15 protein-coding genes are annotated in these 13394 nt (G+C 34.8%); 12 read left to right on the top strand and 3 right to left on the bottom strand.

Translation table 11 applies throughout. From position 1 onward, the window contains the following. The first annotated feature begins 29 nt into the window (after positions 1 to 29). Complete coding sequence (locus tag ACJZL1_RS04800) at positions 30 to 308, top strand: hypothetical protein (protein WP_406830938.1); 279 nt, start codon at positions 30 to 32, stop codon at positions 306 to 308. Between the two features lie 71 nt (positions 309 to 379). Here ACJZL1_RS04800 and ACJZL1_RS04795 read toward each other — a convergent pair whose 3' ends face one another. Beyond that, a complete protein-coding gene (locus ACJZL1_RS04795) occupies positions 380 to 1198 on the bottom strand; it encodes a transporter associated domain-containing protein (RefSeq protein ID WP_265026044.1) in 819 nt (272 codons plus the stop codon). Positions 1199 to 1600: 402 nt separating this feature from the next. Between ACJZL1_RS04795 and hemE the strand changes: the two genes are divergently transcribed. Then, positions 1601 to 2617, top strand: a complete 1017-nt coding sequence (gene hemE, locus ACJZL1_RS04790; RefSeq protein ID WP_265026045.1) for a uroporphyrinogen decarboxylase — start codon at positions 1601 to 1603, stop codon at positions 2615 to 2617. A gap of 69 nt (positions 2618 to 2686) precedes the next feature. After that, positions 2687 to 3880: a pyridoxal phosphate-dependent aminotransferase gene (locus ACJZL1_RS04785; RefSeq protein WP_419247075.1), complete on the top strand. Its 1194-nt coding sequence runs from the start codon at positions 2687 to 2689 to the stop codon at positions 3878 to 3880. Between the two features lie 45 nt (positions 3881 to 3925). On the opposite strand, the gene ACJZL1_RS04780 is transcribed toward ACJZL1_RS04785, so the two are convergent. Further along, entirely contained in the window at positions 3926 to 4414 is a 489-nt protein-coding gene (locus tag ACJZL1_RS04780; protein WP_265034839.1) for a hypothetical protein, read from the bottom strand. Positions 4415 to 4927: 513 nt separating this feature from the next. Between ACJZL1_RS04780 and ACJZL1_RS04775 the strand changes: the two genes are divergently transcribed. The 8 genes from ACJZL1_RS04775 (at position 4928) to ACJZL1_RS04740 (ending at position 11460) form a co-directional block, all read left to right on the top strand. Beyond that, positions 4928 to 6142, top strand: a complete 1215-nt coding sequence (locus tag ACJZL1_RS04775) for an MFS transporter (RefSeq protein WP_419247074.1) — start codon at positions 4928 to 4930, stop codon at positions 6140 to 6142. Positions 6143 to 6209: 67 nt separating this feature from the next. Beyond that, positions 6210 to 7487, top strand: a complete 1278-nt coding sequence (glyA, locus tag ACJZL1_RS04770) for a serine hydroxymethyltransferase (protein WP_419247073.1) — start codon at positions 6210 to 6212, stop codon at positions 7485 to 7487. A 458-nt stretch (positions 7488 to 7945) separates the two neighbouring features. Then, complete coding sequence (locus ACJZL1_RS04765; RefSeq protein ID WP_419247072.1) at positions 7946 to 8071, top strand: hypothetical protein; 126 nt, start codon at positions 7946 to 7948, stop codon at positions 8069 to 8071. Positions 8072 to 8091: 20 nt separating this feature from the next. Next, complete coding sequence (locus tag ACJZL1_RS04760) at positions 8092 to 8226, top strand: hypothetical protein (protein WP_419247071.1); 135 nt, start codon at positions 8092 to 8094, stop codon at positions 8224 to 8226. 204 nt (positions 8227 to 8430) lie between these two features. Beyond that, complete coding sequence (locus ACJZL1_RS04755; RefSeq protein WP_419247070.1) at positions 8431 to 9393, top strand: hypothetical protein; 963 nt, start codon at positions 8431 to 8433, stop codon at positions 9391 to 9393. A gap of 135 nt (positions 9394 to 9528) precedes the next feature. Next, entirely contained in the window at positions 9529 to 10797 is a 1269-nt protein-coding gene (gene proS / locus ACJZL1_RS04750) for a proline--tRNA ligase (RefSeq protein ID WP_419247069.1), read from the top strand. Continuing rightward, on the top strand, positions 10794 to 11171 hold the full coding sequence (locus ACJZL1_RS04745; RefSeq protein WP_265026054.1) for a holo-[acyl-carrier-protein] synthase: 378 nt from the start codon (positions 10794 to 10796) through the stop codon (positions 11169 to 11171). The genes proS and ACJZL1_RS04745 overlap by 4 nt, the downstream gene beginning before the upstream one ends. Before the next feature lie 76 nt (positions 11172 to 11247). Next, positions 11248 to 11460: a hypothetical protein gene (locus ACJZL1_RS04740; protein WP_419247068.1), complete on the top strand. Its 213-nt coding sequence runs from the start codon at positions 11248 to 11250 to the stop codon at positions 11458 to 11460. 142 nt (positions 11461 to 11602) lie between these two features. Here ACJZL1_RS04740 and ACJZL1_RS04735 read toward each other — a convergent pair whose 3' ends face one another. Continuing rightward, positions 11603 to 11749, bottom strand: a complete 147-nt coding sequence (locus ACJZL1_RS04735; RefSeq protein WP_419247067.1) for a hypothetical protein — start codon at positions 11747 to 11749, stop codon at positions 11603 to 11605. A gap of 143 nt (positions 11750 to 11892) precedes the next feature. Between ACJZL1_RS04735 and ACJZL1_RS04730 the strand changes: the two genes are divergently transcribed. After that, positions 11893 to 13389 (top strand): proton-conducting transporter membrane subunit, encoded by a 1497-nt coding sequence (locus ACJZL1_RS04730; RefSeq protein ID WP_265034854.1) that lies wholly within the window; start codon positions 11893 to 11895, stop codon positions 13387 to 13389. Positions 13390 to 13394 lie beyond the last annotated feature (5 nt).

The following is a 13394-nucleotide window of genomic DNA, read 5'->3' as shown; positions in this document are numbered from 1 at the left end:
TTGAAAAGATAAATAAGATAATTTCTAATATGGTGCTAACTATAGCCAGTGCAGTGGCGGAAGTTGAACTAGTGTCTGTTTTACTGAGTCAAACAGAAGATAAAATGCTATTAACTATAAAAATTCTAAATGAACACAAACCAATAAGCAAATCATTAATAGACAAATTAATCAAAAAAAATGACACTAATTTAAATACAAAAGATATTAATATCTATATGACCTCTTTATTATTAGAGTACTATAACACTGAAATGCATTGTACTTGCGAAAATAATTTGCTGGAGATAGGTTTAACTATAACTTGAGTTGCATATTTGGTTATTACAACTTTTTCTTCGTTTCAAGGCAAGACATTCCCCGACAAGGGGTACCAAATCTAATTTTCGTAATTACTTAAGTCTAGTACTATTTTATTAATGTAGCGCTCATTTGCATCTTTGATGATAAACTTCATACCATTTTTATATTTAATGACTTCATCTACAGAAGGCACTTTACCAGCAATCGAAAGAATCAAACCACCAAGTGTAACATAGTCTTCTTCAGGGTCACGTAATTCTATTTTTAGATCCTCTTCTATATCTTTTATAAGAGCCCTTGCTGACACTTCAAACTTATTTTGAGACAATTCAGTAATGGTATATTCTGAATTTACTTCGTTTTCACTATCAATGTTTGGTATTAGCTCCTTTATAAGATCGGTCATTGAAATTAAACCATCAGTTCCACCATATTCATCCAATACGATAGCTAAGCATGATTTAGAAGAGTTCATCCTAACAAAAAGATTAGTTGTCTTCATCGAGGGCGGAACAAATATTACGCTTTGTATAATATTTCTCAGATTAAAATTTTTATCCCTATTAAAAATAACATCTTTTACATAAAAAAAGCCTATTACGTTATCAAAGTTATTTCTATAAATTGGTATTTTAGTGTGGCAAGTGTTTTTTATCTTCTTTATTATTTCACGCTCGCTTGATTCAATGTCTACTGCGCATATCTCTGTACGTGGAGTCATTATATCCATTATACCACAATCGCGGAATTTTAATAGACCATTAAATATATTAAGGTCTGGCAGATCTTTCATTAATGCCTCAGTCGCACACTTTTTCAACACAGAAGCTTTTTTGAAAAGGAAGAGAAAAATTCTATATGCTATTTTTTCTACTAAGGTTCTTTTTTTACTCAATTTATTCTCTGTAATGGCAAAAACGTTTTCAGATTAGATTTATCAAGAAAACTGTTATTAAATGTTTAATAAGCATGTGAATAATGTCAAATTAATTTGTGAATTATTTGTTGATATAAAATACCAACAATTGATCAACAACTTTTTCAACAACATATACATAGTTATGTAACAATGCATGATGGTAAAATTTTTTCCATAAAAGAAAATTACTAACACTCTGAACATCTTACTTATACACATAAATCATAACAGAAAATCAATAGCATACAGAAGTTGTTAACATATTTATCCACAAATTGAACAACACCAATTTTTACCGAATTTTAAGTTAGTAACAAGTTGTTGATAGGACTATTATTACTACTATACTTTAATATATAGAAGAATAGATAAAATAGATTGGAAAGCAGTAAAACAACAATAGTAGAAGTTATCAAACGAAATGAGCCAAGTGAAAGAGTGCCTATTTGGCTAATGCGTCAGGCTGGCAGGTCTCTTCCTGAGTACCGCAAAGCAGTAGAGAATATGAATAATTTTATGGAGATATGCTACAACACAGATTTAGTGACAGAATTGACATTACAGCCGGTGACAAGATTTGACGTGGATGCGGCGATAATTTTTTCAGACATTTTAGTAATAGCTGATGTTTTGGGTTGTGACGTGAATTTCCTGCGCAATGTGGGCCCAAGAATAAAACCTATAGAAAATCCTAAAGAATTGAAAAGTCCACAAGACATTGAAACTAAAACCTTACCAATTCTAAACGCTATAAAAAAAGTCAGAAGCCAATTACCAAAAGAAAAATCTCTCATAGGATTTGCTGGTGGACCATGGACAGTAGCCTCATACATCATAGAAGGTGGGAGTAGCAAAACTTTTTCCAAAGTATTAAATTTTTATCCTTCGTATTTGAAGGCAATAATTGAACGAATAACGGAAGCAACGATTATTTATCTAATTAAACAGATAGAATTTGGAGCAGATGTTATTCAGCTATTTGACAGTAATGCTGGTGCATTATCGGAACCATTGTTTAAAGAATATGTTATCGAACCAACAAAGAGAATTATCTTGGCAATAAAGGATAGATTTTCTGATTTTCCAATAATAGGATTTCCAAGGTCTGCTGGAAATCTTTATAAGGATTACTGCGAACAAACAGGTGTATCTGCAGTAAGTATAGATTATAATGTTCCAATAGAATGGGCAAAAGCGAATCTAAAAATCCCTCTACAAGGAAACCTTGATCCTAATCTTTTAGCCTATAATAAAACGGAAGCAATCAAAGAAGCAAAACGTATAATAGATTGCTTTAGAGATTTACCCTTCATATTTAATCTCGGACATGGAGTACTCCCTGATACTCCAGTTGAAAATATTGCTGCGTTGGTAAACCTGGTAAAAAGCTACTAATACAATACACAAAATTCCTAGCTTTTTTGTTGTACGGGGTTTATCATTTGAATTTAGCTTCAGTAAGATATGTCAGACCTTGCAAAAAGAATGTCCCTAATAAAACCATCACCTACGATTGCTGTAACTGATAAGGCAAATAAGTTGAAAAATGAAGGAAAAAAGATCTGTATTTTAGCTGCAGGAGAACCAGATTTTGATACTCCAGATCATATAAAAAAAGCAGCTATTCAAGCAATAAGTGAAGGTAAAACTAAATATACTACTGTTGATGGAACGCGTGAGCTGAAAGAAGCAATAATTAATAAGTTAAGAAAGGATAATAACCTCGAGTACACGCTTAACCAAATCTGTGTTGGTACAGGTGCTAAGCAGGTGTTATTCAATTTGTTCATGGCAACAATTAACTCTGGAGATGAAGTTGTTATTCCAGCTCCTTATTGGGTTTCATATGTTGATATGATAAACCTTTTTGGCGGCCTGCCAGTTGTGGTAGAGTGCAAACAAAATTTTAAACTGACACCGGAATTATTGAAAAACAAAATAACTAAAAAGACTAAATGGTTAATTCTTAACTCGCCAAATAATCCAGCAGGAGCTGTGTATACGTATGACGAATTGAAAGATATATCACAGATATTGCTTGAATATCCACATGTGAATATTGTTACAGATGATATTTATGAGCATATAATATACGACGGAAAATTTTTTACTATCGCTCAGGTTGAGTCGAAGCTTTATGACAGAGTTTTTGTGGTCAATGGAGTGTCAAAAGCTTATGCAATGACAGGCTGGAGGATAGGGTATATTGCAGGTAGGAGTGATGTGGTAAAAGCTATCTCTACGCTGCAGTCTCAGAGCACTTCTAATCCAAATTCGATAGCACAAGCAGCAGCAGTTGAAGCATTAAACGGTGACCATAGTTTTTTGAAAGAAAGAACAAGGATTTTTAAGAGTCGTAGAGATTTTATGGTGGAAAAGCTAAATTCTGCTCCGGGATTATCAGCATCTGTTCCACAAGGTGCGTTTTATTTATTTGTCTCATGTGAAGGATTGCTCAATAAAAGCACAAAAAGTGGTAAGATAATAAATAATGATTTAGATTTTACCGAATACTTGTTGGAAGATCATTTAGTTGCTGTAATTCCAGGAATTGCATTTGGTCTAGAAAATTTTATCAGAATTTCTTATGCAACTTCTCAGGAACAATTAGAAATTGGATGTGATAGTATTACTAAAGCGTGCCAGGAGTTAAAATGAAATAGACTATCCATAAGTTGTATATTTTGCCATACTTCGCTAAGGTTATTTTGAATGTTCTAACTTGTGTTTTTCTATGGAAGGCATTTTTATTGATTGAGCAAGTGTCTTTCTAATATTGAATTCCTCATTTTTTTCACTTCGTTGCAGTAGGTTAATATTATTTATTTTATTTACTAAATCTTTCCCCTTTTCCAGAGTCTTTAAATCACTTTCGTTAATGTGATGTTCATTGTAAAATTCTGCAACAATTTCTTTTCTTTTCGGGTGAGTATTTAAAAATTCCGACACCTGATGTTTAGCAACAGCTTGAATAAATTTCTTATTAAATCTTGAATCGTTATATAGATTTTCCAAACTTTTGTCATAATGTTTTGCTTCGTTTATAGTGAGTTTTATTATCTCTTCTATACCACTTAGAAGTTTCCTATACAATTTGTCGTATCTATTGCCTAGCACGTGTGTAGCGAATGTTTGTTCGATGTATTTTGTTATGTAATTTTGCAGTGTATTATCTATTGTGCTTATGTTCATCAGCCTACCTCAATGTTATATTAACTATTTTACATGTAGAAAGGTTAATATTGAGTTAATAGGGTACTTCTGAAGTCAAATTTTACTGAAAATTATGATATTTAAGATATAATTGTCAACATGAAATAAAAACATAAACAAAATGGATCTTGTAAAAAAAGTGAAGCTCAAGATAAAGATGAATAAGGGCAAAATCATAAATGTACTTATCATTTGTGGTGTAATTTTTTTCATATACCTTATTCATGAGCCAGTTGTAGATATGGTAGAAAAAATTGTAAGTAAAATAAAAAGTCTCTTTTAAAAATTGCAAAAGTAAAATAGACTTTTTACATTACTCTCTGCCATACCAATCTGGGATCTGGAAGATTTAGTTAATATGTATAGTTGCTTACGCTAGTTATCTATATTAAATTTCAATAGATCGAAATAAATATTTATTAAATTTTGATAAATATTTATTTTGTTTTTTATAACTAAAGTATCTATAATCCTAAATTTTAGCTGAGATTCATGTTGCAGAGGAATTTTTTAGTTTGGTTGTTGGCATCACTGTTTTATGCATACCAATATATATTGCGCGTAATTCCAAACATAATTGCACCTGAATTGATAACAAAATTTAACATAAGTATTGCAGATGTTGGCCAGTTTGGCGGGTTATACTATGTAGGCTATACGCTAGCTCATATACCTATTGGTCTTGCTCTTGACAAATTCGGGCCAAAATTTGTTTTGCCTATTTGTATTATCTTAACATTTACCGGAACATTACCACTTATATGCTTTGATGAGTGGTATTATTCAATACTTGGCAGAATAGTCGTTGGAATTGGGTCGTCCGCTTCAGCAATTGGGCTTTTTAAAGTTGCAAGCATGTATTTTGCGCAAGAAAAATCAGCAAGAATGGCCAGTTTATCCATAATTATAGGAGTGTTGGGGGGTATATGTGGCGGATTACCGTTAGACTTCTTACTCAATAAATTTGGCTGGAATTATGTTATCTATACCTTCTCAGCATTCGGGTGTTTACTTGCTCTGTTACTGTTCTTAGTAACGCCTGAAAGCAATGCTCAACAGGAAAAAGTTAGCATTAGAGACTTAAAAAACATACTTCTCAACAAGCATATTATTCTAATTAGCTTTTTTGGTGGACTCATGGTCGGTCCAATGCAAGGTTTTGCCGATGGTTGGGCGAAAGCATTCTTTTTTGAAGTATATAAAATGAATGAAGACTTGGCATCTGCTCTCTCTTCCGTAATATTGATAGGAATGTTAACAGGATCATTCTCTTTGGCTTATTTATTGGAAAAGTATAAAAATAAGCATTATGAAGTAATAATTTCATGCTCATTTGCAATGATCGCCGGTTTTCTATTACTTTTTACTCAGATTGGTGGCTTGTATGTTGTATTACCTACGCTTTTTATTATTGGCTTCGCATCTGGATATCAAGTAGTTACAATTTATAAAGCACTAAGTTATGTGAATAATAACTTGGTAGGCCTGGCTACAGCTGTGTCAAACATGATAGTCATGGTTTTTGGCTATTTTTTTCACACTGGGATCGCAAAAATAATAGATTTGTGTTGGGATAAAACAGTAATACAAGGAAATCCTGTGTATAGTGCTGAATTGCTGATAAAAGCAACATCTATTATTCCTGTATGTTTGCTAATAGCTGTTTTTGGGCTCTTATGGTTAAAAAAGCAGGACAAGCAGTTTTAAAATTGCTTGTGGTAAACGTACATCTTAATATCATTGAATTAAAGCAAATTAAAGCGGGGTTTGATCTATGATAAGTGCTTTAAAAAAAATCTGTGGCTCTAAAAATAGTTTAAAGTCTTTTGATAACGAGGTTTATCAATCTATAGAAAAAGAATTACAACGCCAAAAATCACAATTGCAATTAATTGCATCAGAAAATTTTGCAAGCAAAGCGGTAATGGAGGCACAAGGCTCTTTTCTGACTAATAAATATGCAGAAGGTTATCCAGGAAAAAGATATTACTGTGGTTGTGAGCATGTGGACAAAGTTGAAAGTCTGGCTATAGAAAGACTTTGTAAGTTGTTTGGTGTAAGATTTGCAAACGTTCAACCTCACTCTGGTTCTCAGGCGAATCAAGCAGTGTTTGCTTCACTGCTTACTCCAGGTGACACAATACTTGGATTGTCACTGAATTGCGGTGGGCATCTAACTCACGGTGCGGCGCCAAGCCTTTCTGGTAAATGGTTTAAGTCGATTCAATATACAGTAAATAAAGACACTTATCTGCTCAATATGGATGAGATAGAAAAGCTGGCGCTGGAGCATAAACCAAAATTGATCATAGCTGGTGCTTCTGCTTATCCAAGAAAAATGGACTTCAAACGCTTTCGCGAAATTGCAGATAAAGTTGGTGCTTATTTGCTTGCAGACATTGCTCACTATGCGGGGCTTATTGCAGCAGGCGAATATCCGTCTCCTGCTGAATATGCACATGTTATGACTTCCACAACTCACAAAACTTTGTGTGGTCCTCGTGGTGGAATAGTGATGACCAATGATGAAGCATTGCACAAAAAAATTCAATCTGCAGTTTTTCCAGGATTGCAGGGCGGGCCACTTATGCATGTGATAGCTGCAAAAGCTGTTGCATTTAAAGAAGCATTAGCGCCAGAGTTTAAAACTTATAGCAAGAAAATCGTGGAAAATGCGAAAGTACTAGCTCAAGAATTGCAAAAGCATGGACTCAACATTATAACCGGTGGCACTGACTCTCATATAGTGCTAGTTGACTTAAGATCGCAGAAATTAACTGGAAAAGACGTTGTAGATAGCCTTGAGAGGGCTGGCATTACCTGCAATAAGAACTCTGTACCATTTGATACAGCAAAACCGACCATCACTTCAGGGCTCCGTTTTGGCACTGCTGCTGAAACAACACGCGGACTTGAGGCAGAAAATTTTAAAGAGATAGCTGGTCTAATAAATGAAGTAATTCAAGGATTAATCAGCGGAAATAGCCCTGATATTGAAAGAATGGTGAAAACTAAAGTTGAAAAGATTTGTAGTAATTTTCCTATTTATTAATTTATGTGGCGTCATTTAAGTAGCTGGTAGAAACGAAAAAACTTCCTTGACAAGCTCCGCCAGCGCCCTTATCATGAGACTGAAGCTATTTATTTATCTTCTCTGTACAGATTAAATGACAAAAAAACTCAACGTATTTGGCGTCTCATGTTTAATTTTTTGCACTATGTGCACCTTATGTCTTTATCAAATTTCTGGGTTTTTACCTATACAAGCTGAAATACGCTTATAAAGCATTTAAAACATCAAAAAACGCCAACTTAAAAAATGGATAGTGAATAACTAGCTACCCTAGGGTTTCTTTTGCCTTTTTTTCTGTTTAGTAAATTTTTTAAACATTTATAGCTAAGGTTAGTTGCATTAAAAAGCAGCTGAATCGCGGTTATTAAGCGTTTAGAATAAAAAAACGCCATACTTGAAAGTATAATGTAAGTAACTAGCCAACCACGGGGCTTCTTTTGCCTTTTTTTTCGTTTGGTAAATTTCTTAAATATTTATGGCTAAACGACAACCGTCATCCCTGTAAAGGTCAAGTATCCCGCTGCTTGTTAGCGGCTAAGAGATACCACGGTGGTATGACGTAGGACTGCTGTCATCCCGCTACGTGTTAGCGGGATCTGGAGATACCGCGAATGAATCGCGGTATGACGGTTCGTGGCGGTATGACGGTTCGCGGTGGAATGACGGTTCGCGGCGGAATGACGATAAGCTCATCATCCCGCTACGTGTTAGCGGTTAAGAGATACCGCGGCGGTATGACGTGTTAGCTATACCTTTTTTCTACTTAGTTTGGGTTATGCAAGAAGTCTATTGTATAGCTATTGCTGGTCGTATATTACTTATAGCTTATCTATTCAAATTGTAACTTTATTTTCATAATTAATTATTGACACTATTGATAATCTAGTTATTATTAGTATTCCATTGGTTAATGAGGTAAAAAATGTCTACATCTAACCTTAAAATTTCGATTGCTGCTTTATCATTATGTGTATCTGCCGTTGCAATTTATATACATCTTCCTTATGTTATTGCAGCAGTGTCTGGTTCTGGTGCAATTGAAGCAGTTCCCTTAGCAATTTTTGCTGTTTCTACGATTGTTGCGCTGGTTTCAGTGATATGTCTTATTAGACTGGCCGTTTCTAGAGCTGGTGATAAGAAAAAAATAGATCTTATTAAGAAAGATAGTGGATCACAGATAAAAGTTGATAGTGGTACTGGTTCGCAGGATAAATCAAGTGTGCCTACTTCCCCTTCACAGTCTCCGCAAACATGTAATAGTATACCACCACCACCACCTCTTCCTGTAGCACAAGTCGATCCACCTGAAGTGTCTAAGAAAAGAAAAGAAAATAAAACTAACGCTACTGCAAGTGCATTTGATAATGTAGATGAAGAATTCAAAGCAAAAGCAAAAGGAGGAACATTTGGGCTTAGAAAAGTTTTTACTGTACAACAAGATCCTGTAAAGGAATTGGATGCAGTACAAAGTAATAAGGGCACTGACAAAAAAGAAACACAAGAAGAGTATAATGCGAGAGTTGATAAATTGCAAGAAGAGAGAAAGAAGAGGAATGAGAATGATTCAGGTCTTAACAAGATACTTGAGAGGAGATTAGTAATCATGGCACTCTCAGATAATGAAAGTGAGTATTCTAGCTGGGCAAGTGATAAAGATGGACACGATCAAACAGAGCCAGAGCAGGAAAAAGAGGAGCAGACAAAACACACAAATTCCCCATCAAGCAAGGAAGAAGGAAGCGGGGGTCTTGACAGTGGTATAGGATCTAGAGCCGCATCTCCGTCATATTCTGAACAAAAGACAGAAGAGCCACCAAGTTCGTGTGTTGATTCACCTTCTACAGCACAAGCGAATAATGTTAACCCAGTGGATAATAAGGTGTAAGATTCATCTATTCCTCCTGTCGAGGACCGCACAAAATTTTTTGCTTCAAAGGGAGGTGTTCCACGCTCTTCTTAAAATAAGTTTACCTATAGATCTGATTGTATTAAGATTACTCAGTACAATCAGATCTATTATATGCGTTTATCCAAGTATTACTTACCAACTTTAAAGGAAAAGCCTGCTCATGCTAAAATTATCTCCCATCAATATTCTTTACGTGCAGGTTTAATAAAGCAGATAGCATCTGGCATCTATACGTGGTTACCACTTGGTCTGCGCGTGCTTAAAAATATTGGAAACATTATCAGAGATGAAATGAACAAATCCGGTGCTATTGAAGTGTTGATGCCTTGTGTGCAACCGGCAAGTCTTTGGCGAGAATCAGGGCGTTACGATGATTACGGTAAGGAAATGTTGCGTATAAGGGATAGGCATGAGGAAGACATGCTTTTCGGTCCAACGCATGAGGAGGTGGCAACTGATTTAATTAGAGATGTGGTAAAAAGTTACAAAGATTTGCCACTTTGTTTGTATCATATCCAGTGGAAATTCCGTGATGAGGTAAGACCACGTTATGGTGTTATGAGGGGCAGGGAATTTTTGATGAAGGATGCATATAGCTTCGATGTAGATTACGAAAGCTCACTGAATTCATATAATTTGATGTACAAAACTTACATAAAAATCTTCAAACGCATGGGACTTACTCCAATTGGAGTTCGAGCTGATACGGGGCCAATTGGAGGAAATTTGAGCCACGAGTTTCATATATTGGCAAACACTGGTGAGAGCACTTTATATTATGACAATAAATTTTCTGAACTACTAGAGAGTGAAGATATTGAAAGTTTAAAGAGTATATACGCAGTTGCAGATGATATGCATGATCCTAAAACTTGCCTTGTGCCGCAAGAGCAGTTAAATGTTAGTAAAGGTATTGAAATAGGGCATATTTTTTATTTTGGCGACAAATACTCAAAGCTTATGAAGGCAAGTGTTACTTCTCAAGATGGAAAAAATGTCAATATACATATGGGTTCGTATGGCATTGGGGTTTCAAGACTTGTTGGTGCGATAATAGAAGCTTTTCATGATGATAAAGGAATTATCTGGCCAGAATCGGTGGCTCCTTTCAGAATTGGTTTAATCAATTTACAAACGAAAGTAACGGAGGCTGCAGATAAAATATACAAAGCTTTGAAAAGCGATGAAGTGCTTTACGATGATACGGAAGGAAGTATAGGAGTAAAATTTGCTAGGATGGATCTGATAGGCTTGCCGTGGCAAATAATTGTCGGAAAAAAGGCAATAGATGAAAAGATAGTTGAAGTAAAAAATAGAGCAACTGGAGAGGTAAAGGAAATGCAGATTGAAGAAGCAATAAATCACTTTAGCACAAAATGATACACGGTATCGGCACTGATATAGTATATATACCAAGAGTATCGAGGATATTACAAAAATACGGGGAAAAATTTCTCAATAGAATCTACACTGAAAAAGAAATAGAGCTAAGTAGAAAGTATAATAGTCAAGAAATGCGAGCAAGGTATTTTGCCAAACGCTTTGCAGCAAAAGAAGCTTTTGTTAAAGCACGAGGTACTGGATTTAGCCAGGGCATTATAATGAAAGATATAGAAATATACAGTGGTGTAAAAGGAAAGCCGTATCTTACCGTTAGCAAGGATTTTATCTCCAAAATTCATCTTTCTCTGAGTGACGATGGAGATTATGCTACTGCATTTGTTGTAATTTGCGTCTATAGCTCACACAGATAAAGTTTACTCTTTTGTCATCTTATGGCTTACTGTATGAACATTCATTTTTAAAGGTAAACTGCACAGCAAATGGTCAGTGCTTGACACTGTCCTCCTTTGTCATCCCAGTGCCCAGACACTGGGATCCAGCCTTTCTGCAATCTCATCGAAAACGTTTTTCTATGCTAGTTTGCTTGCTCACAAGCAAACTTTCCTGGATCCCAGTGGGCTTTGTTGCATCGCTAGCTATGATGGATTAAAGATAAAAAAGATGGAGAATATCAGTAGCTTATTATTCTGGTATTTATAACAAGAACGGTCAGTGAATACCTAAATTTGAGTAAAAGAAATTTCACTACCACTCACTAATCCGGCTAAAATTCAAGAATTTCAATGCTTTAGCTATTTTCAATAGAATTAAGTTTATTAATATAAATAATAAATTACTATTCTTAAATTTGATCAGATTGATTGCAAAAAAACAAGATTTTCAATAGGTTGCTTATAATCCTAGCTATAGTTAGCCTTTCATAAGTAGCGATGCAACAAAGCCATCCCAGTGTCAAGCACTGGGATGACATCTTTGTTGTGTTTAACAAAAACAAATGTTCGTACAGTTGTGGAATGAATCGCGGTATGACGTGTTAGCTATAGCATACACAAACAACTAGTTTACCAAAAAAACATAGCAGTTTTTCTATGATTTGAGTATAATTCTAGCTTTACCTAAGCAGAAAATTTAATGGACTATATCTTAATGTATCTTTCCTTACCATTTTCAATTACCGAGAATTATTTATTAATTACTGCGTTGATTCCGCTTTTAAGTGCTTTTGTTACCTTTTTTACTGGTAAATGGTCCAGAGTGAACAATAGTATTACTGTCACTTCTTCTGTACTTCTGTTTACGTATACGTGTCTGTGCACTTTATATTGGGTATATGGTGATCATTCTCAATTTATTCTCATGGATTTTGGTAATAATTTGCACATTAGTTTAAAGCTAGAGTCTACCGGAGTAATATTCAGTTTATTAATATCTTTTTTATGGGTACTGACCAGTATATATGCAATATGTTATATGCAGAATAACTATGCTGATAGCAATCACTCGAGTTTTCTATGCTTTTTTTCAATATCGATTAGCTGTGCAATGTTTATTGCTTTTTCTGGAGACTTGCTCACTACATTTGTCTTTTATGAGCTTCTAACTATTAGTACATACCCTCTGATTACTTACAACTCAACAAATGAATCAATGATTGCAGGACGCTATTACTTTGGCGTGCTATTTTTCTCTTCTTTGGTATTATTTTTTCCTGCAATAGGCCTTTTATATAATGAATTTCATACTTTAGACTTTGTAAGTGGTGGAATATTCAAATTTGATACTTCACTCATCACTTTCATTGCAGTGTGTTTTGCTATGCTGATTTACGGAATAGGAAAAGCTGCATTAATGCCAATGCATTTTTGGTTACCAAAAGCAATGGTTGCACCAACTCCTGTGAGTGCACTATTACATGCTGTTGCTGTTGTGAAATCCGGAGTTTTCATCATCATAAAAGTTATATTATACACTTTCGGCGTCGATAACATGCAACGTTTTGTGCAGCAAAATTGGTTTGCTGGAGGGTGGCTTCCGTACGCTGCTGGATTTACTATTATTACTGCATCATTGATTGCACTAAAGCAAAAAGAATTAAAGAAATTGCTTGCTTACTCTACCATCTCTCAATTGTCGTATATTATATTATTTGCTTCAATTTTTAGTGAGCTCAGCATGGAGGTTGCAATTTTTCAATTGGTTTGCCACGCATTTGCAAAAATCACTTTGTTTTTCGTTGCCGGAGCAATAATAACGAAAACAGGCGAGAAATATATAGATAAGATTCACGGTATAGGACGCAGTATGCCAATTAGCATGACAGCATTTGCTATAGGTGCATTGTCTATGATAGGGGTGCCGCCTGCTCCGACTTTTTGGGGTAAATTTCTCATTTTTCAAGCTGTTTTCAACTCTGGCAATGTAATACTTTCTGTGTTTGTAACTCTAGTGTTAATTGTTAGTACTATACTTAACGCTCTGTACTTTTTACCGATAATTTACAATGCCTTTTTCTTAAAACCTTCTCAGAATTACTTTATTAAAAAAACGCCAATTCTTCTAGTTTTACCTCCAGTTATTACTGCTACATGCACTTTAGTTATTTTTTTTAGCTACCAAATAATGTTTTAAATGTA

The organism is Wolbachia endosymbiont of Rhagoletis indifferens (assembly GCF_048537595.1).
GTDB lineage: Bacteria > Pseudomonadota > Alphaproteobacteria > Rickettsiales > Anaplasmataceae > Wolbachia.
This window is presented reverse-complemented; position numbering and strand designations above follow the sequence as displayed.

Bases quoted from the DNA above. Each gene is read 5' to 3' on its own strand.
- ACJZL1_RS04800 (WP_406830938.1), top strand. From the start codon at position 30: ATGGTGCTAACTATAGCCAGTGCAGTGGCGGAAGTTGAACTAGTGTCT.
- ACJZL1_RS04785 (WP_419247075.1), top strand. From the start codon at position 2,687: ATGTCAGACCTTGCAAAAAGAATGTCCCTAATAAAACCATCACCTACG.
- ACJZL1_RS04780 (WP_265034839.1), bottom strand. From the start codon at position 4,414: ATGAACATAAGCACAATAGATAATACACTGCAAAATTACATAACAAAA.
- ACJZL1_RS04775 (WP_419247074.1), top strand. From the start codon at position 4,928: ATGTTGCAGAGGAATTTTTTAGTTTGGTTGTTGGCATCACTGTTTTAT.
- glyA (WP_419247073.1), top strand. From the start codon at position 6,210: ATGATAAGTGCTTTAAAAAAAATCTGTGGCTCTAAAAATAGTTTAAAG.
- ACJZL1_RS04755 (WP_419247070.1), top strand. From the start codon at position 8,431: ATGTCTACATCTAACCTTAAAATTTCGATTGCTGCTTTATCATTATGT.
- proS (WP_419247069.1), top strand. From the start codon at position 9,529: ATGCGTTTATCCAAGTATTACTTACCAACTTTAAAGGAAAAGCCTGCT.
- ACJZL1_RS04745 (WP_265026054.1), top strand. From the start codon at position 10,794: ATGATACACGGTATCGGCACTGATATAGTATATATACCAAGAGTATCG.
- ACJZL1_RS04730 (WP_265034854.1), top strand. From the start codon at position 11,893: ATGGACTATATCTTAATGTATCTTTCCTTACCATTTTCAATTACCGAG.